Annotated in this window: 22 protein-coding genes; 15 read left to right on the top strand and 7 right to left on the bottom strand. The window is 73.3% G+C overall.

The features are described 5' to 3' along the window. Nucleotides 1–16 precede the first annotated feature (16 nt). Nucleotides 17–1,207 (top strand): sensor histidine kinase, encoded by a 1,191-nt coding sequence (locus ABWI04_RS19735; protein ID WP_353833339.1) that lies wholly within the window; start codon nucleotides 17–19, stop codon nucleotides 1,205–1,207. 36 nt (nucleotides 1,208–1,243) lie between these two features. On the opposite strand, the gene ABWI04_RS19730 is transcribed toward ABWI04_RS19735, so the two are convergent. Then, nucleotides 1,244–1,885 (bottom strand): TetR/AcrR family transcriptional regulator, encoded by a 642-nt coding sequence (locus ABWI04_RS19730; protein ID WP_353833338.1) that lies wholly within the window; start codon nucleotides 1,883–1,885, stop codon nucleotides 1,244–1,246. A 155-nt stretch (nucleotides 1,886–2,040) separates the two neighbouring features. Between ABWI04_RS19730 and abc-f the strand changes: the two genes are divergently transcribed. Genes abc-f through ABWI04_RS19715 form a run of 3 tightly spaced genes read left to right on the top strand, consistent with a single transcriptional unit; the run spans nucleotide 2,041 to nucleotide 5,667 of the window. Beyond that, nucleotides 2,041–3,660, top strand: coding sequence for a ribosomal protection-like ABC-F family protein (gene abc-f, locus ABWI04_RS19725; protein WP_353833337.1), 1,620 nt, complete (start codon nucleotides 2,041–2,043; stop codon nucleotides 3,658–3,660). Between the two features lie 35 nt (nucleotides 3,661–3,695). Further along, complete coding sequence (locus ABWI04_RS19720) at nucleotides 3,696–4,343, top strand: CatB-related O-acetyltransferase (RefSeq protein WP_353833336.1); 648 nt, start codon at nucleotides 3,696–3,698, stop codon at nucleotides 4,341–4,343. A gap of 46 nt (nucleotides 4,344–4,389) precedes the next feature. Further along, nucleotides 4,390–5,667 (top strand): erythromycin esterase family protein, encoded by a 1,278-nt coding sequence (locus ABWI04_RS19715; RefSeq protein WP_353833335.1) that lies wholly within the window; start codon nucleotides 4,390–4,392, stop codon nucleotides 5,665–5,667. A gap of 8 nt (nucleotides 5,668–5,675) precedes the next feature. Here the strand turns inward: ABWI04_RS19715 and ABWI04_RS19710 are convergent, their stop codons facing one another. After that, nucleotides 5,676–5,954 carry a helix-turn-helix domain-containing protein gene (locus tag ABWI04_RS19710; protein WP_345179838.1) on the bottom strand — a complete coding sequence of 93 codons (279 nt, stop codon included), beginning with the start codon at nucleotides 5,952–5,954 and terminating at the stop codon, nucleotides 5,676–5,678. A gap of 66 nt (nucleotides 5,955–6,020) precedes the next feature. Here ABWI04_RS19710 and map point away from each other — a divergent pair, with 66 nt between their 5' ends. Then, nucleotides 6,021–6,803: a type I methionyl aminopeptidase gene (map, locus tag ABWI04_RS19705; RefSeq protein ID WP_345179836.1), complete on the top strand. Its 783-nt coding sequence runs from the start codon at nucleotides 6,021–6,023 to the stop codon at nucleotides 6,801–6,803. 33 nt (nucleotides 6,804–6,836) lie between these two features. Here the strand turns inward: map and ABWI04_RS19700 are convergent, their stop codons facing one another. Together ABWI04_RS19700 and ABWI04_RS19695 are read right to left on the bottom strand one after the other, a co-directional pair. Continuing rightward, a complete protein-coding gene (locus ABWI04_RS19700) occupies nucleotides 6,837–7,253 on the bottom strand; it encodes a hypothetical protein (protein WP_345179835.1) in 417 nt (138 codons plus the stop codon). A gap of 229 nt (nucleotides 7,254–7,482) precedes the next feature. Further along, entirely contained in the window at nucleotides 7,483–7,737 is a 255-nt protein-coding gene (locus ABWI04_RS19695; protein WP_345179833.1) for a hypothetical protein, read from the bottom strand. Nucleotides 7,738–8,097: 360 nt separating this feature from the next. Here ABWI04_RS19695 and ABWI04_RS19690 point away from each other — a divergent pair, with 360 nt between their 5' ends. Continuing rightward, nucleotides 8,098–9,534: a hypothetical protein gene (locus ABWI04_RS19690; RefSeq protein ID WP_353833334.1), complete on the top strand. Its 1,437-nt coding sequence runs from the start codon at nucleotides 8,098–8,100 to the stop codon at nucleotides 9,532–9,534. Between the two features lie 59 nt (nucleotides 9,535–9,593). Then, nucleotides 9,594–10,331, top strand: coding sequence for a hypothetical protein (locus tag ABWI04_RS19685; protein ID WP_353833333.1), 738 nt, complete (start codon nucleotides 9,594–9,596; stop codon nucleotides 10,329–10,331). A gap of 13 nt (nucleotides 10,332–10,344) precedes the next feature. Here ABWI04_RS19685 and ABWI04_RS19680 read toward each other — a convergent pair whose 3' ends face one another. Further along, entirely contained in the window at nucleotides 10,345–10,929 is a 585-nt protein-coding gene (locus tag ABWI04_RS19680) for a hypothetical protein (RefSeq protein WP_353833332.1), read from the bottom strand. A gap of 167 nt (nucleotides 10,930–11,096) precedes the next feature. Between ABWI04_RS19680 and ABWI04_RS19675 the strand changes: the two genes are divergently transcribed. Further along, complete coding sequence (locus tag ABWI04_RS19675) at nucleotides 11,097–11,891, top strand: IclR family transcriptional regulator (protein WP_353833331.1); 795 nt, start codon at nucleotides 11,097–11,099, stop codon at nucleotides 11,889–11,891. Here the strand turns inward: ABWI04_RS19675 and ABWI04_RS19670 are convergent. Further along, entirely contained in the window at nucleotides 11,879–12,229 is a 351-nt protein-coding gene (locus ABWI04_RS19670) for an MmcQ/YjbR family DNA-binding protein (RefSeq protein ID WP_353833330.1), read from the bottom strand. The two genes, ABWI04_RS19675 and ABWI04_RS19670, sit on opposite strands and share 13 nt — an antisense overlap. Nucleotides 12,230–12,313: 84 nt before the next feature. Here ABWI04_RS19670 and ABWI04_RS19665 point away from each other — a divergent pair, with 84 nt between their 5' ends. The 6 genes from ABWI04_RS19665 (at nucleotide 12,314) to ABWI04_RS19640 (ending at nucleotide 21,842) form a co-directional block, all read left to right on the top strand. Then, the gene (locus tag ABWI04_RS19665) at nucleotides 12,314–12,649 is read left to right on the top strand and encodes a CU044_2847 family protein (protein ID WP_345179821.1); all 336 of its coding nucleotides are present in this window, start codon (nucleotides 12,314–12,316) and stop codon (nucleotides 12,647–12,649) included. A gap of 7 nt (nucleotides 12,650–12,656) precedes the next feature. Next, nucleotides 12,657–14,327, top strand: coding sequence for a VMAP-C domain-containing protein (locus tag ABWI04_RS19660; protein ID WP_353833329.1), 1,671 nt, complete (start codon nucleotides 12,657–12,659; stop codon nucleotides 14,325–14,327). Then, on the top strand, nucleotides 14,328–15,317 hold the full coding sequence (locus ABWI04_RS19655) for an AAA family ATPase (RefSeq protein WP_353833328.1): 990 nt from the start codon (nucleotides 14,328–14,330) through the stop codon (nucleotides 15,315–15,317). Further along, the gene (locus tag ABWI04_RS19650; protein WP_353833327.1) at nucleotides 15,307–19,956 is read left to right on the top strand and encodes an SAV_2336 N-terminal domain-related protein; all 4,650 of its coding nucleotides are present in this window, start codon (nucleotides 15,307–15,309) and stop codon (nucleotides 19,954–19,956) included. The genes ABWI04_RS19655 and ABWI04_RS19650 overlap by 11 nt, the downstream gene beginning before the upstream one ends. 39 nt (nucleotides 19,957–19,995) lie before the next feature. After that, nucleotides 19,996–20,571: a TetR/AcrR family transcriptional regulator gene (locus ABWI04_RS19645; protein ID WP_353833326.1), complete on the top strand. Its 576-nt coding sequence runs from the start codon at nucleotides 19,996–19,998 to the stop codon at nucleotides 20,569–20,571. A gap of 71 nt (nucleotides 20,572–20,642) precedes the next feature. Beyond that, on the top strand, nucleotides 20,643–21,842 hold the full coding sequence (locus ABWI04_RS19640; RefSeq protein ID WP_345179811.1) for a Cmx/CmrA family chloramphenicol efflux MFS transporter: 1,200 nt from the start codon (nucleotides 20,643–20,645) through the stop codon (nucleotides 21,840–21,842). 11 nt (nucleotides 21,843–21,853) lie between these two features. Here ABWI04_RS19640 and ABWI04_RS19635 read toward each other — a convergent pair whose 3' ends face one another. Further along, nucleotides 21,854–22,867, bottom strand: coding sequence for a hypothetical protein (locus tag ABWI04_RS19635; RefSeq protein ID WP_502913139.1), 1,014 nt, complete (start codon nucleotides 22,865–22,867; stop codon nucleotides 21,854–21,856). A 34-nt stretch (nucleotides 22,868–22,901) separates the two neighbouring features. On the opposite strand from ABWI04_RS19635, the gene ABWI04_RS42825 reads away from it, so the two are divergent. Next, nucleotides 22,902–23,023 (top strand): hypothetical protein (locus ABWI04_RS42825; RefSeq protein ID WP_502913140.1); only part of this gene is annotated, 122 nt, incomplete at its 3' end.

Below are 23,023 nucleotides of genomic sequence, written 5' to 3'. Positions count from 1 at the left end.
TCGTACCATCGCGGGCATGGGTGTGTCGATCGCCGGAACGAACGCCGTCGCCATGGATAGGCGCCCAGGTCTCAGCGCCCGGCTGAAGCTCACGCTCAGCTACGCCGGTTTCCTCCTGCTGGGCGGCGGGCTCCTGCTGGCCGTGGTCTGGGTGTTCGTGCTGCGCTGGATGCGCGACGTCGACGCCGGAGCCATCCAGAGAAGATTCGGCGTCGTGATCGTGCTCGGGCCCGACCGCTCCGAACTGCAGCGCGGCTTCTATCCCGCCGCGGCCGCGGCCATGGGCTTCCTCCTGCTCTTCGGCCTCGCGGGAGGGTGGCTCCTCGCCGGCCGGATGCTCGCGCCGCTCACCCGGATCGCGGACGCGGCGCGGACGGCCTCCGCCGGCTCGCTGTCCCACCGGATCCGGCTCCGGGGCCGCAGGGACGAGTTCCGGGAACTCGCCGACGTGTTCGACGCCATGCTCGAACAGCTCGAATCCCACGTCGCCGAACAGCAGAGGTTCGCCGCGAACGCCTCCCACGAGCTGCGCACCCCGCTGGCGATCTCCCAGACCCTGCTCGACACCGCCCGCAACGACCCCGCGCAGGACCAGGGCGAAGTCCTCGAACGCCTCCACACCGTCAACACGCGGGCGATCGACCTCACCGAGGCCCTCCTGCTGCTCAGCCGCATGGACCGCAAGAGCTTCACCCGCGACGCGGTCGACCTGTCCCTCATCGCCGAGGAAGCCGCCGAAACGCTGCTCCCCCTCGCCGAACAGCGCCGGATCACGCTCGACGTCACCGGCGAGAGGACGCACGCCCTCGGCTCCGCCGAGCTCGTCCTGCGGCTGGTGACCAACCTCGTCCAGAACGCCATCGTCCACAACCTCCCGGACGGCGGCACCGTGACGGTCCACACCGGATCGCTGCACGGCGCGAGCGTGCTGCGGGTCGAGAACACCGGTCAGCCGGTCCCGCCGGAACTGGTCCCGACCCTCACCGAACCCTTCCAGCGCGGCACCCAGCGCGCACGGACCGACGAGCACGCCGGAGTCGGCCTCGGGCTGGCGATCGTCCACAGCATCGTCCGGGCCCACGACGGGACGCTCGACCTCACCCCTCGCCCCACGGGCGGCCTCATCGTCACCGTCCGGCTGCCCGGCGAGCACGCGGGGGCGCCCGAGCCGGCGCCGTCCCCGGGCGGGCCCGGCACGATCCGTTGACGGGAGGCCGCCGGTGGCGGCTCCACCATGCCGTCCCTACTCCGGCCCGGGTACGCCGAAGGCGCCTGCGGCCGCGGCCAGGGCGGCGGTTCTGGCCGCGTGGGCGGGGAGGCCCGGGTCGGGAGCTGTGCGCAGGAGCACCAGGTGGTGGTACATCGGCGCGGTGGCGGCGACGAGCAGGCGCCGGGCGTCGGTGGACGGCGGCAGTTCACCGCGCCGGACGGCCCGGGTGACGACGATCTCGCAGCGGGTGTAGCGGTCCTCCCAGAGCCGCCGCTGGGCCCGGGCAGCCTTCTCCGAGCGGAACGAGGCGGCGATCAGGGCCTCCATGATCGGCGGCTCCGCGCCCATGGCCGTCTGGATCTCCTCGTTCAGCGCCGCCAGGTCGCCTTCCAGCGAGCCGGTGTCCGGGGGACTCCAGTCGTCGTCGCCGGCCGCGTCGAGGACGTCGGCGAGCAGGCCGCCGACGTCGCTCCAGCGCCGGTAGACCGTGGCGCGGTGCACGCCCGCGCGGGCCGCGACGGCCTCCACGGTGAGCCCGTCGTAGCCGTGCTCGCCGAGCTCCGCGAGGACCGCGTCGAGCACCTGCGCGCGGGTGCGGGCGGTCCGGCCGCCGGGGCGGGGCCGGGGCGGCGGCGCGCCTCCGGCGCCCTCCGGTCGTGCGTCTGGGGAAGTCATCGCAGGTGGTCCGGTTGCTCTGGGGGATGCGGCATGGCAGAATCCTAATGTAACAGTTGTCGCATTAGTGGAGTGATCGATGCTCTTCCGAAGCGTTCACCCGGCCGCGCGGTCGCTGACGGCCGCCCCGTCCTCGAATGCTTGGGAGTGCACGCATGGCCACGCAGATCACCGCGCTCGGTGTCGGCAAGTCCTACGACGGCAGGCTCGTCCTTGACGAGGTGACCTGCTCACTCGCCCCGGGAGAGCGCACCGGGATCGTCGGTGAGAACGGCTCCGGAAAGACGACCCTGCTGCGCCTGCTCGCCGGACGCGAACGTCCCGACCAGGGCCGGGTCGTCGTCCAGGCGACCGGCGGCGTCGGCTACCTCGCCCAGGACGAGCGCACGGCGCCGGACGCGACCGTCCAGCAGGTCATCGACCGGGCGCTGAGCGATCTGCGCGCGGTGGAGGAGCGGATGCGCCGCCTGGAGGCGGCGATGGCCGGAGGCGAGGAGTCGGTCGCGGCCGAGTACGGCGACCTGATGACGGTCTTCGAGCTGCGCGGCGGCTACGACGCCGACGCGCGCGTGGAACGCGCCCTGCACGGGCTCGGCCTGGGCCTCGTCGACCGCGACCGCACCGTCGGCGACCTCTCCGGAGGGGAACGGGCCAGGTTGCGGCTGGCGGCCGTTCTGGCGTCCGCGCCGGAGGTTCTGCTGCTGGACGAGCCGACCAACCATCTCGACGAGAACGCCCTGCACTGGCTGGAGGAGCACCTGCGCGCCCGGCAGGGCACCACGGTGGCGGTCTCGCACGACCGGGCGTTCCTCGACCGCGTCGCCACCAGCCTGCTGGAGGTGGACGCCGACCGGTGCGGCGTCGTCCGGTACGGCGGCGGATACGCCGGCTACCTCGCCGAGAAGGCGGCGGCCCGGCGGCGCTGGGGCCAGGCCCACGAGCAGTGGAGGTCCGACGTCGAGCGGCTCCGCCTGGCCGCCGCGACCACCGCGCGCCAGGTGGCCCCCGGCCGGGAGATGAAGGACCGCAACAAGATGGCCTACGACCGGGCGGGCGGCCGGGTCCAGCAGTCGGTGGCCGCCCGGGTGCGCAACGCCGAGGAGCGGCTGCGCCGCCTGCTCGCCGACCCGGTCCCGGCTCCGCCGGAGCCGCTGCGCTTCACTCCCGTCCTGCGGGCCCGCCGGCTGCGGGGCGCGGTGATCGAGGCCGACGGCGTCGCCGTCGACGGCCGGCTCGACCGCACGAGCCTCACCGTCGCGGCGGGCGACCGGCTGCTGGTCACGGGGCCGAACGGAGCGGGCAAGAGCACCCTGCTCCGCGTCCTGGCCGGCGAACTCGCCCCCGACGGCGGAAGCGTCACCCGGCGCGGCCGGATCGCCTACCTGCCCCAGGAGCCGCGCCCCGGACGCCCGGACGAGACCGTGCTGGCCGCCTTCGCCCGCGGGCGGGCGGGAGATCCGGCCGAGCACGCCGAACGGCTGCTCTCCCTGGGGCTGTTCAGGCCCGACCGGCTCACGGTCCCGACCGGGCGGCTGTCCACCGGGCAGCGGCAGCGGCTCGCGTTGGCGCGGATGCTCACCGAGCCGTCCGACGTCCTGCTGCTGGACGAACCCGCCAACCACCTGTCACCGGCCCTGGTCGAGGACCTGGAGACCGCCCTGGCCGACTACGGCGGCACGCTCGTCGTCGTCAGCCACGACCGCCTGCTGCGCCGCCGCTGGAAGGGCCGCCACCTGGCCGTGCGGCCGGCTCCGGCGCCCGCCGCCCGCGGCTGAGCGCACCCATCTCACCGGTAAGGAAGCGAATCGTCATGCCACTCGTCCCCGCCGACCCGAACGTCGTGCACCCGATGCCCGAGCAGCCGCGGGTGGTGCTGCTGAAGCCGCTGGTCACCTCGCCGCTGATCGAGGTCGGGGAGTTCACCTACTACGACGACCCGGACGATCCGACCGCGTTCGAGACCCGGAACGTGCTGTACCACTACGGGCCGGAACGGCTGGTCATCGGGCGGTTCTGCGCGCTGGGCGAGGGCGTGCGGTTCATCATGAACGGCGCCAACCACCGCATGGACGGGCCCTCGACGTTCCCCTTCCCGATCATGGGCGGCTCCTGGGCCGAGCATTTCGATCTCATCACCGGCCTGCCCGGACGGGGCGACACCGTCGTCGGCCACGACGTGTGGTTCGGCTACCGGGCCACGGTGATGCCCGGCGTCCGCATCGGCCACGGAGCGATCGTCGCGTCCGGCTCCGTCGTCGTCGACGACGTCCCGGACTACGGCATCGTCGGCGGCAACCCGGCCAGGCTCATCCGCCGCCGCTACGGCGACGCCGACGTCGCCCGCCTGCTGGCCGTGGCCTGGTGGGACTGGCCGCTCCAGCACATCACCGAGCACGTCCGCACGATCATGTCAGGAGGCATCGACGACCTGGAGGAGGCGGCGGCCCGCATGGAGTAGGCCGATCGCCGTCCCTCCCCCTCCGATCCGGAATCGAGTTGCCAGCATGCCTGCTCCGTCCCCTCACGCCACGTTCGCCGACCGGCTCGGCTCCGCCGCCGTCGCGCTCGACCACCTCGCCCCCGAGGCGCCGCTGGACGACCTGGAGCCGCTGCGCGGCATCGTCGGTGACGCGCGCGTCGTCGCGATCGGGGAGAACTCCCACTTCATCACCGAGTTCTCGCACCTGCGCCAGCGCGTCCTGCGGTTCCTGGCCGAACGGTGCGGTTTCACCGTCCTCGCCTTCGAGTACGGCTTCAGCGAAGGCTTCCCGCTGGACGACTGGGCCCAGGGGAAGGGCACGGACGATGAGCTCTCCGCCCATCTCGCCGAAACGATCCCCGTGGGGGTCGAAGAGCCCTTGCGCTGGATGCGCCGGCACAACGCCACGGCCGGCGCGCCGGTGCGTTTCGCCGGGATCGACGTCCCGGCGGCGGGCGGGTCGCTGCTGCCGGCCCTGGCCCCCGTCGCCGACTACCTGCGCCAGGTCGACCCCGAGATCCTTCCGGTGGTCGAGGAGGCCGTGCGGATCGCCGAGTCGTTCGCCGGCCCCTCGGCCGCCGCGGCCGCACCGGCCTGGACCCGCCTGGCCACCGCCGAGCAGGACGCGCTCAGCGCGCTCCTGATGCGCCTGCTCATCCGGTTCCGTGCCGTCGCGCCGCTGTACCTGTCCCGTGGCGACCGGCACGAGTACGACATCGCTCTGCGTCGCCTGGAGGCCGCCTGCCACGCCGACTACGGGTTCCGCGCGATGGCCGGCCTGTACGCCGGCAGCGGCCTGACCGCCGACACCTCGGCCCGGGACGTCTACATGGCCGGGTCGGTCCAGTGGCACCTGAAGCGCTTCGGGCCCGGGACCCGCATCGTGCTGGCGTCCCACAACGCCCACATCCAGAAGACGCCGGTCTCGTTCGACGGCCACCTCACGGGACTCCCCATGGGGCAGCACCTGCGCGACGCCCTGGGCGATGACTACGTCGCCCTCGCCCTGACCAGCGTCGCCGGACACACCGCCGACATGCGCCCGGACGAGTCCGCGCGCTTCGGGTTCGCCGTCGACGCCACCCCGCTCCAGCCCCCCGAGCCGAACAGCATCGAAGCCGCCTTCGCCGACGCCGGGCTCGGGCTGAGCATCGCCGATCTCAACCGGGTCCGCGCGCGGGGCTCCGGCGGACCTGACCGCATCCGGATCCAGAGCGCCTACCTGGAGACTCCCGTCCTCGACGCGTTCGACGCCGTCATCACCACCCCGACCTCCACCGTCGCCGACCTCGGCGACACGTGAGGCCGTGCTCAGGCGCCGGAGCCGGAGGGTTCGACATCGCGTTCGGGACGGCTGATCTCGGCCCACACCTCGTCGAGGGAGAGGCCGAGGACGCCCGCGATCGCCGCGATGGTCGAGAAGGCGGGGGTGGCCACGCGGCCCGACTCGATCTTCCGGAGGGTCTCCGGGGAGACGCGCGCGTCGAGCGCGGTGGCGAGCATCGAGCGCTCCCCCCTGGCCCGGCGCAGGAGGGCGCCGAGGCGCTGCCCGCGTTCGACCTCCGCGGGAGTGAGCGGCAACCTGACCATGGCCCCTATTCTAGTACCGGTATAGTATGACCGGTATAGTTATTGGGTGCAGGGGATGATGGCCACATGATCGAGATTCTGAACCCCGGCGAACTGGCCCGGGCCAAGGACACGGGCGCCCTGGTCGCCGACATCCTGCAGACGGTGAAGAGCCGCACCGCGGTCGGCACCAACCTGCTGGAGATCGACCAGTGGACCAAGGCCATGATCGTCGAGGCGGGGGCGGAGTCCTGCTACGTCGACTACGCGCCGTCCTTCGGGCGCGGGCCGTTCGGCCACTACATCTGCACGTCCGTCAACGACGCCGTCCTCCACGGGCTCCCCTACGACTACGCGCTCGCCGACGGGGACCTGCTGAGCCTCGACCTCGCCGTCTCCCTGGGCGGAGTCGCCGCGGACTCGGCCATCAGCTTCGTCGTGGGCGAATCGAAGGCCCCGGAGAGCGTCGCGCTGATCGACACGACCGAACGCGCGCTGCGGGCGGGGATCGCCGCCGCCGGACCCGGGGCCCGCACCGGAGACATCTCCCACGCCATCGGCACGGTCCTGCGCGAGGCGGGGTACTCGATCAACACCGATTTCGGGGGCCACGGCATCGGATCGACGATGCACCAGGACCCGCACGTCTCCAACACCGGACGCCCCGGCCGCGGGTACAAGCTGCGCCCCGGGCTGCTGCTCGCGCTGGAGCCGTGGATCATGGAGGACACCGCCGACCTCGTCACCGACGCCGACGGGTGGACGCTCCGCAGCGCGACGGGCTGCCGCACGGCGCACAGCGAGCACACGATCGCCATCACCGACGACGGCGCCGAGATCCTCACCCTGCCGAAGCGGACGCGGCCGTGACGGAGCCGTCTCCACGGTCGCCCGCTCAGGGCTTCAGCATTGCTCCAGGGCGGCGTCCATGGCCCGGTCCCTTCCGCGGATCAGGCTGAGCTTCCGGCCGGGTTCGGGCAGTTCGACCCCGTGCTCGGCCAAGCACGCCTGGAACCGATTCCCCTCGGTCACCCGCACCAGGACGGCCTGCCCCGGCTCCATGAGGGACGCGCATTTCTCGATCCCCCGGTTGATCCGCTGCTCGTTCCCGCCGGCGCGGTCGTCTTCGGGCAGCCGGACGCCGTGCGTACGCAGGCAGGCGAAGAACCGGGACTCCAAGGTCGCCGAAGGCGACGGCGCACTCGGCGACACGGACGCACTGGCCCTCGGAGGAGCCGAGGAGTCACCGCCGTCGCCGCCGCACCCCGCCACGGCGATGAGCGTCACCGTGAAGCCGACGAGCGTTAAGACACCACGCATACCCGCATCGTCCTCTCTTACGGCAAGAACGGCAGGCGCCGCCCACGCGCGACACTAATGCGCCAGTAGGAGGTGGCACAATTCCGGCGCGGACCGCCGTCCGGCCGACGCGACGACCACCTGATCGCGGGGCCGGCGGCCCCCGAGGGGCCAGAAACATAGAAGCGGCACCTGGGGGCCGCTTCTATGGGTGTTTCAGCCGGCCGTGCCCGGCCGGCTGTTGCTTCGGTCAGGCGCCGTCTCGCAGCGCCTGCCGCGCCCGCCGCATCGCGGGTGTGGACGCGTTGCGGGGGTCCACCAGCGACTCCCAGAGCGTCTGCCCGGCGCTGCGGTTGCTCACTTCGGCCATCTGCCGCGCACCCGCCCTGACGACGGGGTCGTCCGTGCGCAGGGCCAGAAGGGTGTAGTCCTCGGCACGATTTCCGCAGGCCCGCTGGAATTCGCTGAGCCGTTCTTGCTCTCTTCTCCTTCGCCTCGATGCCATGACAGGCTCCTTCGGGGTCTTTTGTTTGTTGGGAAAGGACGGCTCGGTGACAGCCCGTCTCGGCCACTACCGTCCCGCTCCCCCGGCCGTCAGCAACGAGCCGGTTCGACGGTCACGGAGTCCGCGGTCCGTGCGATCCTCGGTCCCGCTGCACCCGGTGGCGACGCGGCCGGGCGGGAAATGCCGCCGCCACCTGGTCGTCTGCGGTGGACAGCACGGGCGGGCGGGGGCGGCGCTGGTAGGCTCTCGGCCGATGCGTGGGCGGCAGTGAGTGACGTAGTGGCCCGCCCCGGCGCGACGCCGCCGGTCCAGGACCGGCGCAGGATCTGTCCGCCCGCACGTCCCACAGTTAGGTACCCGGTGTCGTTCTCCCCTTCGACCGTCCGCCGCAACTGGCTGTTCTGCGCGGTGCTGCTCGTGGGCGTCGTGCTGCGGGTGCTCGCCATGGTCGGGTTCCGGGGCGTGCTGTGGTTCAACGACAGCTACGACTTCGTCCGGATCGCGGACGACCCGTTCCCGCACCCGATGAGGCCGTCCGGGTACGGGCTCTTCCTCTGGGTGCTGAAGCCGTTCCACAGCCTGGCGCTGGTGACGGCGCTCCAGCACGCGGCCATCCTCGGGCTGGCCGCGCTCGGATACCGGATGCTCGTCCGCGACTTCGAGGTCCGGCGGCCGTGGGCGGCGCTGGCGGTCGCGCCGGTGCTGCTCGACTCCTTCCAGGTCGAACTGGAGCACCTGCTGCTGTCGGACACCCTGTTCACCGTCCTGGTGTTCGGCGCGATGCTGCTGCTGGCCCGGCCCGGGGAGGCCGGCTGGCGGCGCGCCGCGCTGGTGGGCGCGCTGCTCGGCGTGGCGGCCGTCACGCGGACCGTGGGGGTGCCGCTCTTCCTCATCGCCGTCCTCTACCTGCTGCTCAGGCGGACGCGATGGCCGGTGTACCTGGCGCTCGCCGTGACGTTCGCGCTGCCCGTCGGGGCGTACGCGACGTGGTTCCAGCGGGAGCACGGCCGGTTCCAGATGACGGGCGTGGACGGCATCTTCCTGTGGGGGCGGACGGCTGCGTTCGCCGACTGCGACGCGTTCGCGCCCCCGCCGGACCTGGCGGGGCTCTGCCCGTACGGCGCCAAGGACGACCGGCCCGCCTCGTCCCACCAGATCTGGGAGGACAACTCGCCGACCGGCTGGTCCAACGGGCAGGCGTTCGACGAGGAGACCAACGCGCGGGCGCAGCGGTTCGCGTTGTGGGCGATCAAGAACCAGCCGCTCGACTACCTGCGCGTCGTCTCCTACGACTTCTTCGTCCGGACGTTCTCGTGGCACCGGTCGCGCTACCCGACCGTGGGCACCGAGGCCCGCTACCACTTCCCCACGCGGCCCACGGCGCGCAAGCCGAGACTGCCCGTCTACGGGGGCGGAGACCGGGGCGCGGTCGTGTACGAGTACTCGCACGGGACGGGCCGCACGCACGTCGTCGAGCCGTACGCCGGTGTGCTGCGCGGCTACCAGAAGCACGTGAGCGTTCCGGGGACGGTGCTCGGCGCGGTGCTGCTCGCGGGCGCGGCCGGGATCGTGTGGCGGCGGGGTCGTGCCCGGACGGCGCTGTTCTGGACTTCCGGCGTCGCCCTCCTGGCCATTCCTCCGATCACGGTCGACTTCGACTACCGCTACATGCTGCCCGCCCTGCCGTTCGCGTGTTTCGCCGCCGCGCTGGCGTGGGGCCGCCGCCGCCCGGTCACGGCCGAGCCGGAGGCCGAGCCGGTCGAGGCGACGCCCGAGGTGCAGCCCGCCGACGCCTGAGACGGGTTGAGTACGAGAGCGGATACCGCCGCGCGGCGGCCGCCGGGATCATTGGCGGCATGCGCCGATTCGTGATCCCCCTGGTCGTCCTGCTCGCCGCCGGCTGCGGGCAGCTGGGCCGGAGCCCCGAGGACGTGGCCGCCGCGGACGCGCGGAAGGCCGCAGAGCGGGCCGGGGACCGGGTCTACGACTCCCGGGTGCGGCCCGCGCGGGACATGGGGCACCGGGCGGCGGACCTCGACGGCGTGGAGGTCATGCGGGTGACCGGCGTCTCGACCGCCGGGGACGGGGTGCGGCTCGTCCTCCGGACGGAGGGGACGGCGCCGGAAGGCGGCTGGTTCCCGTCCTCGACGGTCACCGTGCGGCGGTGCTTCGAGCTGCGGTTCTCGACCACCACCGAATGGCAGAACTACGGAACGCGGCAGGTGCCGTGCCCGTCCGGGGCGCCGCTCGCTTTCCCGCCGTGGCCGAAGACGCCGGAGATTCCGTTCGAGCGGCTGGGCAAGGCGCTGCCCCGTGTGCCGAAGGGAGGCCGGGCGGACGAGGCGAAGATCCGCGCGGCGGTCGCGTCGCTGCGGCTCGACCCGGCCATCCGGCGCGAGTTCGCCGCCAGGGGCGACGTCGTCGGCGTGGCCCTCACCGTGAAGCCCTACGGGTCGGACGTCTTCGACTGCGTCCTGGCCCGCGTCGCGCCGGGCCGCACGAACGTGTGGACGCCGCCCCGGATGCAGCGGATGGCGGGCGAGGGCGGCTGCGGCGCCGGCAACGCCGTCGACCCGCTGCCGCCGCCGCACTGAGAACGCGCGCCGGTCAGCGCATGAAGGGCCGTGGGGGCGGCGGCGGGGGCGGCGGGGGCGGCCCGGGGCGGTTCACCTCGGCCTCGGCCTCCATCAGCGGGCGCTCCCTCGCCATCCGCAGGCCGGGGAGGGCCAGGAGCAGTCCGGGGACGCACACCGCCGCGCACACGACCAGGCCCCGGAAGACGATCTTCTCTCCCTCGCCGGGATCGCCGGTGTCCAGCGCGGACAGCAGGAAGCGGGTGAAGGCCACCAGCGCCGCGCAGACGACGAGGTGCCCCAGGATGATCAGAAGCCGGCCGATCCGGTCCCGGGCGCCGCGGCGGCGGGCGCCGCGCCACAGGTAGCGGCCGATCGTCAGCACGGTGGTGCCGACGATGACGACGGTGAAGCCGTTGACCAGCGGTTCCATCGCGGGCCCGGCGCCGCTCAGCCCCTCGGAGCCGAGATCGGGGCCGAGGTCGGCGCCCAGGATCGACTGGACGCCGTAGAGGAACCCGAGCACCATCGCCGCGGCGCCGACGACGATCAGGAGCAGGCCGAGCAGTAAGAACAGGACGTTGGGGCGGTGGACCCCCGGACGGTGGTACTGGGTCATGTGATGGCTCCCCCCGGGTGTGGTCGGGACTCCGGCGCGGCGACGGCCCCCGTGGCGCGGCGCCGCGTTCGCCACGGTCGCCGAGACCGGTTCCGGACGCCACGGGAGCGTGTCACTGAGTGACCCGCCGGTGGCTTTTCGTCCGTCCGGGCAGGACCATGGAACGCATGGACGACCGCACCGTGACCGGCCGCGTCGTCGCCGTCCTCGACGCGGTCGCCGCCCGCGGCGGGCCGATGACGCTGGCCGACCTCACCCGCGAGGTCGGCGTCCCCAAGCCCACGGTGCGGCGCATCGCCGCCGACCTGGTGGCCCGGCGGATGCTCCGGCGCGACCCCGACGGGCGCTACCGGCTGGGGCCGCGCCTGCTGGACCTCGGGAGGCGGGCGGCCCTGCAGGAGGGCCTGCTCCACGCCGCCACCCCGCACGTGCAGGACCTGTTCGCCCGCACGGGGGAGATCGTGTGGGTCTGCGAGATCAGCGAGGGCTCCATCACGTTCATGACCATTGCCTACGGCGCCAACCGGGCCCCCGACGTGCGGCGCGGGGAGTGGTCGAACGACCCGAGGAGCGCGGCGCTGCAGGCGTCCGCGCTCGGACGGGTGGTGCTCGCGGAGCGGCCCGACCTCCTGGAGGGCCTGCGCGGGAGGCCGCCAGCGCCGCAGACACCGCGGGGCACGACGTCCTGGCCGCGTTTCCTGGACGAGGTCAACGCCGTGCGCGACACTGCCATCGCGGTGGAGCACGAGCAGTGCCAACTCGGTTTCAGCTGCGTCGCCACGGGGGTGCGCGGCCCGGACGGCGCGCTGGTCGGCTGCCTCGGCGTGACCGGCCGCACGGGCAGCCTGCCCACCGGGCGGATGGCGCGGCTGCTCCCCGCCGCGTCGGACGGCATCGCCCGCGCCGCCGGGGCGCTGCTCGCATCACCCCCGCGCCCGTCGGACGGGCGTCATCCGTTCTGAGGGCCGAGGCGCGCTGCGGCGACCTTCTTCGGGACGACCATCCGCCACGCGTCGGTGACGAGTTCCTCCATCTCGGCCTCGTCCAGCGCCGCGGTCCAGGCGTGCACCCAGTTGAAACGCATGTCGGATTCACCGGGGAGGTGGAACTTGTCCGGCTCGGATTCGACCAGGGCGAGCCGCTCCTCCTTGGGGAACGCGAACCCCATGACGGTCTCGTCCCGCGAGAAGGCGACGTAGACGATGGAGCCGACGCGGAACTTCACCCGGTCCCTGATCAGGTGCTCGGACGTGCGGGGCAGCGTCGCCGCGAAGGCCCGCACCTGCTCGACGGTGATCATCCTGTCCTCCTGTGGCCGCGCCGCCGCCGGTGCGGCACTTCCAGCAAAGCACCCCGCACCGCATGATCTTGTTAGATTTGCCGGGTGAACGAACTCGTGCGCTGGCAGACCGAGAACGGGACCGTCGTCGTGGAGACCGACGACCGGGAGCCGGGGTTCCAGTCGGTGTCGCTCTCCGGCGACCTGATCCACGACGCGGTCGGCAAGTTCGAGGACGCGTTCCAGAACGTCCGGGAGGCGGCGCAGTCGGCGCTCGCGTCGCTGCGCGGCGGCTCCCTGAACCCCGACGGGATCGAGCTGGAGTTCGGCGTCAAGCTCAACGCGGCGGCCGGGGCCGTCATCGCCAAGACGTCCGTCGAGGGCCACCTCAAGGTCAAGATGACGTGGGGGCAGCAGCCGCGCGCCGCGGAGGAGGCGTAGCCGCATCGTGGACGACTGGCAGTGGCGCGCCTGGGTCGGCCCGCCGTCCGGCGGCAGGCTCGGCGCGGCGTTCCTCGTCACCGCGACACGGCTGCTGACCTGCGCCCACACCGTCCACGGGCGGGACGAGGTGCGCGTCGGGTTCCCCGGGCTGCTGGAGGACCTGCCCGCCAGGGTCGTGCGGCGCGGCGACTGGGAGCGGGCGGGAGACCCCGGCGACGTCGCCGTCCTCGAACTGCGCGAGCCGGTCGCGCTGACCCCCGCCACGCTGGCCGCGCCCGACGGCCCGCACGAGGGGAGCCTGCTCGGACGGACGTTCGGGGTGTGCGGGTTCCCGCGCCGTCCCGACCAGAACGAGCGGCACGCGTCGGTGACGACGTTCCCGCACCGCGGGATGCGGCGCGAGTGGTGGGAGCTGAAGACCGGCCAGGGCGACTGGCTGGAGGAGGGCTACAGCGGCTCCGCCGTGTACGACACGGCGACGGGCGAGGTCATCGGCATGGTGACGAACGCCGAGCTGCGGCACGGCGACCGGGCCGACCTCGGCTGGATGCTGCCCATCGCGCACATCCGAACGTACTGGGAGGAACTCGACGACCTGCTGCCGCTGCGGTGGCTCACCCCCGACGCCCGCCGCGAGCTGCGGGAACTCCTGGACGGTGTCCGCTACACCGACCCGCTCGCCGCCGACCTCGAACGGATCACCGGCCGGCGGGCGTTCGGCGGCTTCCGGTCGGCGTGGGGATCGGTGCGCTACGTGGCCGAGGGCTGGGCGGAGGACCGGCTCGTCCGGTACCTCGCGGCGCTCGGGCCGCACCTGTCCGAGTCCGCCCGGCTGCGGCTCACCGCGTGGTCCGCGCGGCACCTGCCCGGCGCCGCGCCCGCCGCCCCGCGCTCGGGACCCGCGTCGGTGATCGTCCGGCTGGAGCGGGTCACGTTCGACAACGCCTTCGACGTGACCGTGCACACCTGGATCGACGGGGCCGAGGGTCCGGGGCGGCCGACCGAGCGCGTCCCGGACCGGCGGGTGCGGCCGGTGGTCGAGGCGGGCGTGGCGGCGCTCGCGCCCGCGCTGTTCGGCCGCGACTGGATGATCGAGTTCGCGGTGCCGGAGGGCTGGCTCGGCAAGCCGTTCGAGCAGTGGTACGTCGACCCGCGCAACAGGATCCCCATGCGCAAGTACCCGGTCGTGGTGCGGGACGTGGAGCGGCTGCGGCCCGACTCGATCCGCCGCGACCAGGCCCACCACCGCTGGCGGCTGCTGATCGAGCGCGGCCGCAGCGAGCCCCGTCCCATCGCGTGCGACGCGCCGCGCCGGGGCAGCGACTTCCAGGACTGGCTGGAGGCCAACATCGACTTCTGCGTGCTGGTGTACGGGTCGCGGCCGGTGAAGAGCTGGCTGACGGCCGCGCTCAACAACGGCGTCCCCGTCATGATGTGGACGCGCACCCCGTGCGACGCGTCCTCGCACGGCGACTGCCGGGGGCACCGCGTCCTCGACGAGCTCACCGCGGCGGTCGGCGACCGGCATCCGGGCGACCTTCCGCGGCTCGCGCTCGCGCTGCGCAAGGCCGCGCTCGTCGCCCCCAAGGACACGCCGCACTGCGGGCGCGACCTGACGCTGCTGTGGGACGATCCGTCCCGGCTTCCCGACCCCCCGCTCGCGATGGAGGTATAGGTGCCCGACTGGCTGCTCTACACCGGGAGCCGACGCACGCACGACGGCATCGACCGGCTGCCTCCTCCGCCGCCGTGGCGCGCGTTCGACGGCGACCCCACCGTGGAGCCCCCCTCCGGCGGATCCGGGAACGAGCACCAGGCGACCACGTACCGTCCGTCCGACGACGCCGTGCAGCAGGTCAACGCCGCCCTCTACCTGCGCCGCCCGCTGCTGGTGACGGGGCCTCCCGGCACCGGGAAGTCGACGCTGGCCTACGCCGTCGCCCACGAACTGGGGCTCGGGCCCGTCCTGCACTGGCCCATCACCAGCCGGACCACCCTCCGCGACGGCCTCTACCAGTACGACCCGCTCACCCGCCTGTACGCGGCCGGACGGCACGACGCGACCGGACGGGACGACGCCGCGCGCGAGGAGGACATCGGCCGCTACATCCGCCTCGGCCCGCTCGGCACGGCGCTGCTGCCCTACCGGCGGCCGCGCGTCCTGCTCGTCGACGAGATCGACAAGAGCGACATCGACCTGCCCAACGACCTGCTCACCATCTTCGAGAAGGGCGAGTACGAGCTGCCCGAGCTGACCCGGCGGGCCGACCCGGTCGCCGAGGTCATGACCGCCGACGGGCCGGGCGCGCGGGTCACCGTCACCGCCGGGACGGTCCGCTGCCGCGCGTTCCCGCTGGTCGTGATGACCAGCAACGGCGAGCGCGAGTTCCCGCCCGCCTTCCTGCGGCGCTGCGTGACCGTGGAGCTGCGGCAGCCGTCGGGCGAGGCCGAGCTGTCCGCGATCGTCCGCGAGCACCTCGGGCCGCTCGCCGACCAGAGCGACGACCTCGTCCGCCGCTTCTTCGAGCGCTCCGCGTCCGGCACCCTCGCCACCGACCAGCTCCTCAACGCCGTCTACCTGTGCCGCCACGCCGGCGCCGAGGACCGCCAGGCCCTGGCCGACCGCATCATGCCCTACCTGACCGGGCCCGTCGATGACGATTGACCGGCTCCGGAACGTCCTGTCGGCGGTCGGGCCGCCGCCGGACGCCCGCGAACTCAGCGAGATGCTGTGGCTCGCCTGCCACATCTCCCCGTCCGAGGAGCCGGCCCCCTCGGCCCCGCCGGTTCCGCCGCCCGTGCCCGACGAGCGCGCGGACGACCCCGGCGGCCCCAGGCCGCCCGAGCCCGCGCCCCCGCGCCCCTCCGAACCGCTGACCGAGCTGCGCCCCCGCCCCGGCGCCGACGCGGAGCCGGTGGGCCGCGCGTCCGAGGTGCTCGTCCCGACCGCGCCGATGCTGGCCGACCCACTCGGCGTCCAGCGTGCGCTGCGCCCGTTGAAGCGGCGCGTCCCGTCCCGGCACCGCGTCGAGCTGGACGAGGACGCCACCGCCGCGCGCATCGCCGACACCCGCCTGTGGACGCCCGTCCTCGTCCCGTCGCCCGAGCGGTGGCTCGGCCTCAGCCTGGTCGTCGACACCGGCCCCACCATGCGGCTGTGGCGCCCCCTCGCCCGCGAGCTGGCCGAGACGCTGCTCCGCCAGGGCGCCTTCCAGGACGTCCACCTCGGCTACCTCGACGGGAACGGCCGCGTCGCCTCCACGCCCGAGGCGCCGCCGCAGGACCCGGGGACGCTCCTGGACGCCTCCGGGCGGCGGGCCGTCCTCGTGCTGAGCGACTGCTCGGGCCCCCACTGGTGGAACGGGCGCGCCGGGCAGGCCGTGCGCCGCTGGGCGCAGGCAGGGCCGACCGCGATCGTCCAGCCGCTCGCCGAACGCCTCTGGCGCCGCACCGCCGCCCCCGCCTCCCCCGGTCTCGCCGTCCTCCCCCGCCCCGGCGCCCCGAACACCGACCTGCGCTTCGCCCCCTACGACGGCGCCGCCGCGCCCGGCGTGCCCGTCCCCGTCCTGGAGATCGCGCCGCGCTGGTTCGGCGCGTGGGCCCGGCTGGTCTCCGGGTCCGAGCCGCAGCCCGCCGCCGTCGCGACGCTGCCGGCCCGCCCGTCCGGGGCGGCGCCCGTGCGGCGCGAGCGGGAACTGCCGATCGCCGAGCGCGTCCGCCGCTTCCTCGCCACCGCGTCCCCGGGCGCCGCCGAACTCGCCGCCCACGTCGCCGTCTCCGTCCCGTCGCTGCCGGTGATGCGCCTGATCCAGCACCGGATCCTCGGCGGCTCGGGCCCCGGACAGCTCGCCGAGGTGCTGCTGAGCGGCCTGCTCCGCCCGGCCGACGGCGTGCGCTACACGTTCGTCCCCGGCGCCCGCGAGGCCCTCCTCGACACCCTCCCGCGCCCCGAGGCCCTGCACACCCGGCACGTCCTGGAGGCCGTCTCCGCCGAGATCGAACGCCGCGCCGGAACGTCCGCCGAGACGTTCCGCGCCCTCCTCCCCGCCGACGGCGGCCCGGTCGTCCTCACCGCCGACACCGACCACTTCGCCCTCCTCACCCCCCGGACCCGCTCCCACCTCGTTTCGACTCCCACTCCGACTCCCCCGGCCCCGGACCTGCTGGAGCTTCTCGACACTCCGGTCGAAGAACTGATCGGCGAAGGCTGGGACCGCGGCCCGCGCCCCACGGTGATCGGTGTGGACGGCGACGATCTCGTGTCGGTGGACGTCCTGCACGGCAACCCCGACCTGCCGCACGGCCTGATCACCGGCCCCCGGGCCTTCCGGGACGCGCTGCTGCGGACCCTCGTCATGGGCCTGGCGCTCAACCACTCCCCGAACATCCTCAACTTCGCGTTCGTCGACCACAGCCGGGGCTTGTCCTTCGTCAACCTGAACCTCCCCCACATCGCGACGAGCCTCAACGTCGGGTCGGCGGACGCGCCGCTGTTGGGCGGGCTCCCAGAAGTCCTGGAGACCGAGCGGCGGCGGCGCGAAGCCATGCTCCAGGCCGCCGGGGTCACTACCTGGGACGAGTACCAGGCGGCCATCGCCGCCGGCCGGCCGCTCGGCCCCCTGCCCGCCCTGGTCGTGATCATCGACGAAACCGGGCCCCTGATCGAAGCGCGGCCCGAACTTGTCGAACCGCTCGCAGCGCTCTGCGAGGCGGGACCGAGCCAGGGGATCAAGTTCGTCTTCTGCTCGTCGAACGAGTCCCTCACCCCGCCGGAACTCTCCGGCTACGCCGGCTGGAACGTGGGTTTCCCCAGCCGCATGGGCGATCACCTCGCGTCCGTCCACATCTTCGCGCAGGAGGCCCGCCCCGCCTTCGAGCCCGCACGCATCTCACTCGACACCGCCGACGCGATCAACGCCCTGATGAGGCGGCGCGGCCCGCAGGCGCGTCGGCTCCCTTGGCCCGAGAATCCCCCGAGTTCCGAGCCCGTGGCGCGGGTGAGCTCCGTAGAGCTCACAGTCGAGCCCGAGTTCGACGTGCTGCGGTTGAACGGCGGCGGGCCGAGCGGGATGCTGCACGAGACATGGGCCCTGCCCGCCGAGATGCCGCGCAGCCCGGCGATCGGTTACCGGCCGGGCGGCCATCTCCTCAACCTCTATCCGCTCGATTCCTCGTCGGGCATTCCGCACGGCCTGATCGTGGGCGGTCCCGAGGCCCGCCAGAAGGTCGTCCGCGCCATCACCCTGGCCCTCGCCGCAGGACACTCACCGGCCGACCTGCGATTCGCGTTCGCGGGGATGGGCGAGCATCCTCTCGGGGAGCCCATCGACCTTCCGCACGTCCGCTACTCCGAGGAAGAGCTGCTCGGCTCGCCGGAGCGACTCCGGCGGTTCTTCGAGTTCCTTTCCGGCGAGCTCGAAGCACGGTCCGCGAGCCCGCCGCAGGACACGCCGCATGTCTCGGATCCCGGCACCGGCCAATGGACGGTCGACGAGCTGTACGAGCAGTTCCGCCAGGACCCCAATTCGGTCGACCGGGTCTGGTGGAACTTCTTCGAGGATTACCAGCCGGGCGAACAGCCCGCCACCCTGCCTCCCGGGTCCCCGTCCACGCCGCCGCCCCAGACGCGGCCGCGCCTCCTCGTGGTCGCCGATCTCTCCCTCACCTTCCCGATCAGCAGACCCGAGGTGGGCGAGACGCTCCTCTCCCTGGCACAGCGAGGCAGAGCGCTCGACGTCCAACTCCTGCTCACCGCGTCCACCGTCGAGAACACCACCATCTGGGGCCGCTTCCTGCCGCTCCTCGGCTGGCGCATAGCGGCGGGCCGCCTGCCCCCCGACCAGCTGCGGCACGTCCTCGGGCAGGCGAGCCTCCAGTTCCCGGACGGCGAGCGAACGGCCTACCTCCTCGCCGGAGGCGGCTCCCCCCAGCAGTTCACCGTGGCACCGGAGCCTCCCCGCGACGCCGTCGACGACTTCGCCCGCCGCACACGCACACCCTCACAGGGCTCATCGGCGAGCACCACGCCGGAGGGCCCCCTCCCGGAAGACATCGACCGCCTGCTCACCAACCTGCGAGAGAAGATCGGGAACAACCCGCGGATAGTTGAAGGCGAATCCGTCGACTTCTCCACTGTCGAGGCGGCATTGCGGGAAATGCTCCAGGCCGTCGCCGAGTCTGTACGTTCCGGCGCTTCCCGCCCGATCCGGCACCTGATGTTCTCTGCGCCGTTGAGGCCGGAGATGGAGGTGACAGCGAGCCTCTTCGGAGAGATGTTGATCGACCTCGGCATGCTGCCGAGCGGAGAGGCCAACGTTCTCACAGTCTCCTACACCCAGCCCGACTCTGGGTCCGACCCGGCCGCCCACATCACTGCTTCCTTGCGATCGGTGCGGAGCACCCTGTTCCTCGTCGGGGACGCACCGGAGCAGGGTCCCGAGACCGGCTACCTTAATCCGGACACTATCCGGAGCCTGCTCTCACTGATGCGGTACGAGCGCGACGGCTCCCTGGTCATCCTCTGCGGGGAGCCGGAGCGATTCGAGCAGTTGCTTCAGACCATTCCAGAATTCGCCGAACGGTTCAGGTGGGTCCACGCCTTCGACGCGGAGACCGCGCCCCCGCGCGCCCCGGTCTCGCGGAACCGGAGCGTGCGGCTCGGGAGTGATCCGGAGACGGGCGAGGCCGTGCTTCTGGACTTCGACGTCGATCGGCATCTGCTCATCAGCGGCCCCTCCGGTTCCGGGAAGGCGACCCTGGTGCGCAAGATCGTTGACAGGTTGGCGTCGAGTGGTACCGAGCGGGACCGGCTCGTCTACTTCCTGGACATGCACATGAGCCCGCACGACCTCGCACGCGCAGAAGCGTGGGGGCGGGCGGGCGTGCGGCACACGTCGTCGCCGGAGGAATTCGGCAGGATGCTGACCGAGGCCAGGTGGAGCACCAGCGCCCGCCTGCTCAGGCGCAGGGGGCCCTCGATCTTCCTGGTCGTGTCGCACCGTCCGCGCCTGCTGGGAGACGACCCGCTCGCCACGGCCATCCCCGACCTGCGAACGATGCGCGAGCACGGCGTCCACCTCGTCCTCGCACGGCATCAGATCACGTTCGGCGAGTCGCTCGATCCCGTGGTCACCCTGCTCCGTGACCTCGGCGCACCGGCTCTGCTGACCAGGTATGTGGGCGGGCATGAGGCGAGGCTCTGGGATGTTCCCTCCTCACTCCAGGGACCCCTGGAGCCTGGCGACGCGCTTCTGGCGCATCCCGGGCGGCAGCGGCTCGTGCGGCTCGGCGATCCGGCCGGATGATATTGGATCGAGCTGTCCATAACGTGTTACGGTGACTGCATGGCGCGGCCGAGGAAGTTCGACGAGGGTCTTGCCGTCGAGGCGGCCATGCGGGCCTTCTGGGCGGACGGCTACGAGGCGACGTCGACGCAGGGGTTGTGCGCGGCGACGGGTCTCGGGCGCAGCAGCATCTACAACACGTTCGCCAGCAAGCGCGATCTGTTCGTCAAGGCGCTGACGCACTACATGGAGGTGCGGACCGGGCGGCTCATCGACCACTTGCAGGGCGGTGAGGGCACGGTGCGCGAGCGCCTCCGGGCGGTCATGGACTGGGCCGCCGAACCGGACGAGGACGACCCGTCCGGATGCCTGGTCGTGAACGCCACGGTGGAGCTCGGGCCGCACGACCCCGACATCGCCGAGCGGCTCGAACGGGACCGGCGGCGGCGGTTCGCCACGCTCAGGGCGGCGATCGAGGACGGGATGCGCGACGGCGAGATCGACGCCGCCAAGGACGCGGGCGCGCTGGCGCATTTCATGATCTCCACGATCAGCGGCATCCAGGTGGCCGCGCGCGGCGGCGCCGGCCCCGACACCCTTCAGGCCATCGCGGACACGGCGATGCTCTCCCTCTGATCCGGGCGGCCGGCGCGCCGCCCTTTTTCACGCCCGAGTTTTGTACTGATCTATCCAATACAGGAGGACCGATGCCACTGGCCGTCTACGCGCTGGGACTGGCGATCTTCGCGCAGGGCACGTCGGAGCTGATGCTGGCGGGGCTGCTGCCCGGCATGGCGCACGACCTCGGCGTGTCCGTGCCCGCCGCCGGGTGGCTGATCTCGGCGTTCGCGATCGGGATGCTGGCCGGGGCGCCGCCGCTCGCCGTCCTGACGCTGCGCTGGCCGCACCGGCGGGCGATGCTGGCGTTCCTCGCGGTGTTCGCGCTGACGCACGTGGTCGGGGCGCTCACGCCCGGATACTGGACGCTGTTCGCGATGCGGATCGTCGGGGCGTTCGTCTACGCGGGGTTCTGGGCGGTGGCGGCGGCGACCGCCGTGAGCCTCGTGCCGCGCGACGCGCGCGGGAAGGCGATGGGCGTCGTCGCGGGCGGCCTCACGGTCGCGGCGATCGTCGGGCTGCCCGCCGGGACGGTGGTCGGGCAGCATCTCGGCTGGCGGGCGGCGTTCTGGGCGGTCGCGGCCATGTCGGCCGCCGCGATGGCGCTGGTGGCCGCGACGATCCCCGCCGCGCGCGCGGACGCCGCGCCGCCCCGGGTGCGGGACGAGGTGCGCGCGATGGCCGTCCCCGGCCTGTGGCTGCTGTACGGGACGACGGCGCTGGCCACGAGCGGGCTCCTCGCCGTGTTCGGCTACCTGGGCGCCTTCCTGACGGAGACGACGGGCATCGCGGAGGCGTGGGTCCCCGGCGTGCTGGCGCTGTACGGCGTCGGCGCCCTCCTCGGGATCACGCTCGGCGGGCGGACGGCCGACCGGTGGGGCGTCCCGACGCTGTACGCGGGCTTCGCGGGGCTCACGGTCGTGTCCGCGCTGCTCGCCCTGGCGGCGAGGTCGCCCCTGCCCGTGGTGGTCCTCGTGTTCTTCCTCGGGTTCGTCGGATTCGGGACGAACCCGGCCCTCAACTCGCGGGCGTTCGGCCTGGTGGACGGCGCGTCGACGCTCGTCGCCGCCGGGAACGTCGTCGCGTTCAACATCGGCATCACGGTGGGGCCGTGGCTCGGCGGGCTCGCGATCGACGCGGGGAAGGGCTACCCGTCCACGGCCTGGATCGGAGCGGCGCTGGGCGTCGCGGCGATCGGCGCCGTGGCGATCGGGTCCCTGGTGCGCGGCGGTCCCCGGCGGCGCTCCGCGGGAGAGGCCGAGCCTGCCAGGTCGGCGATCAGCGCGTGAGGCGCCGGAGGTCACCGGCAGGAGGCCGCGCGGAACGCCCACAGGGCGCGCCGGCCCGGGTGCTCCGCGAGCGTGAAGACGCGGTGGCGGCCCCGGTGGCAGGACAGGTCCTCCGGTCCGTAGGAAACGGTGCGGCGGCTCACCGGTGCCCAGCCGCGGCCGGTGTAGCGGGTCGAGAAGAGCCGGCCGCGCTCGCCGCTGCGGCTCTGGGTGAACCACCACTGCCCGCGCGTCCTGACCGCGCCCTGGACCCGGTCCACCGGGAGCCGCGCGCCGCCGTCGGCGCTCGCGGTCCCGCGTCCGGCCAAGGACTCCAGCGGCCAGGAGACCACCCGTCCCCGCGGCTGGTCCGGGCGGCAGTACTCGCCCGCGATGAGGACGTGCGGCCACGTGGTGCGGTCGATCGCCGTCCACGACATGCGCAGCGGGCCGCGGCCCCTGCACTCGCCGCCGGTCCGGCCGCGGGCGAAGTGCCGGCTGCTCGTCTGCGCCATCACGTACCGGAAACCGTGGGCGTAGTACGTGCCGCCGTGCAGCCCGATCCGGTCGGGGCGGCGGGTCGAGCCCGCCCCGCTCGCGGCCAGGTCGAAGATCTGCCGCATGTCGAACTCGCGCAGCCCGTGCCGGGTGTCGGCGACGTAGAGCTTGTCGCCGTACCAGGCGATGCCGCCCGCGTGGACGCCGACGTCGGTGTAGGTGGGCCGCCCGCCCCGCATCACCGGCGCGACGAGCAGGACGTGCCGGTAGACGCGCCGGTCGGGGTCGACGAACGTGATCCTGACCCGGCCGCCGTTGTGCCAGGACACGAGGATCGGCCGGACGCCGCCCGCCCATCGCTCGCCCGCCGCGGCGTCCGAGACGGACGTGACGCCCTGCGGGACCCAGTCCTGCGTGGTGCTGTCCGCCTGGTCGAAGCAGTAGACGAGCGAGCCTCCGGGGACCCCGGCCGCCCGTCCGCAGCCGCCGCCGAGCCTGGCGTGGCCGGGCGAGCGGAGCAGCGCGGCGACGCCGGTCCTGCCGAGCACGCCGCCCAGCGCCCTGACCGAAGCGCTCCGGTCCGTGCCGCGCCGCAGGTCGAAGTCGCGGGCGTCCAGTGGCGCCGCAACGGTGCTGCCCGCGTTCTCCGGCTCCCACCAGGACGCCATCAACAAGGGCTTCGACCACCTGCGCCGCGACGCCGA

The organism is Actinomadura sp. NPDC000929, from assembly GCF_040492065.1.
Classification (GTDB): Bacteria; Actinomycetota; Actinomycetes; order Streptosporangiales; family Streptosporangiaceae; genus Spirillospora; species Spirillospora verrucosospora.
This window is presented reverse-complemented; position numbering and strand designations above follow the sequence as displayed.

Bases quoted from the DNA above. Each gene is read 5' to 3' on its own strand.
- abc-f (WP_353833337.1), top strand. From the start codon at position 2,041: ATGGCCACGCAGATCACCGCGCTCGGTGTCGGCAAGTCCTACGACGGC.
- ABWI04_RS19645 (WP_353833326.1), top strand. From the start codon at position 19,996: ATGGCGCGGCCGAGGAAGTTCGACGAGGGTCTTGCCGTCGAGGCGGCC.
- ABWI04_RS19650 (WP_353833327.1), top strand. From the start codon at position 15,307: ATGACGATTGACCGGCTCCGGAACGTCCTGTCGGCGGTCGGGCCGCCG.
- ABWI04_RS19640 (WP_345179811.1), top strand. From the start codon at position 20,643: ATGCCACTGGCCGTCTACGCGCTGGGACTGGCGATCTTCGCGCAGGGC.
- ABWI04_RS19700 (WP_345179835.1), bottom strand. From the start codon at position 7,253: ATGCGTGGTGTCTTAACGCTCGTCGGCTTCACGGTGACGCTCATCGCC.
- ABWI04_RS19685 (WP_353833333.1), top strand. From the start codon at position 9,594: ATGCGCCGATTCGTGATCCCCCTGGTCGTCCTGCTCGCCGCCGGCTGC.
- ABWI04_RS19710 (WP_345179838.1), bottom strand. From the start codon at position 5,954: ATGGTCAGGTTGCCGCTCACTCCCGCGGAGGTCGAACGCGGGCAGCGC.
- ABWI04_RS19730 (WP_353833338.1), bottom strand. From the start codon at position 1,885: ATGACTTCCCCAGACGCACGACCGGAGGGCGCCGGAGGCGCGCCGCCG.
- ABWI04_RS19680 (WP_353833332.1), bottom strand. From the start codon at position 10,929: ATGACCCAGTACCACCGTCCGGGGGTCCACCGCCCCAACGTCCTGTTC.
- ABWI04_RS19670 (WP_353833330.1), bottom strand. From the start codon at position 12,229: ATGATCACCGTCGAGCAGGTGCGGGCCTTCGCGGCGACGCTGCCCCGC.
- ABWI04_RS19735 (WP_353833339.1), top strand. From the start codon at position 17: ATGGGTGTGTCGATCGCCGGAACGAACGCCGTCGCCATGGATAGGCGC.
- map (WP_345179836.1), top strand. From the start codon at position 6,021: ATGATCGAGATTCTGAACCCCGGCGAACTGGCCCGGGCCAAGGACACG.
- ABWI04_RS19720 (WP_353833336.1), top strand. From the start codon at position 3,696: ATGCCACTCGTCCCCGCCGACCCGAACGTCGTGCACCCGATGCCCGAG.
- ABWI04_RS19675 (WP_353833331.1), top strand. From the start codon at position 11,097: ATGGACGACCGCACCGTGACCGGCCGCGTCGTCGCCGTCCTCGACGCG.
- ABWI04_RS19715 (WP_353833335.1), top strand. From the start codon at position 4,390: ATGCCTGCTCCGTCCCCTCACGCCACGTTCGCCGACCGGCTCGGCTCC.
- ABWI04_RS19695 (WP_345179833.1), bottom strand. From the start codon at position 7,737: ATGGCATCGAGGCGAAGGAGAAGAGAGCAAGAACGGCTCAGCGAATTC.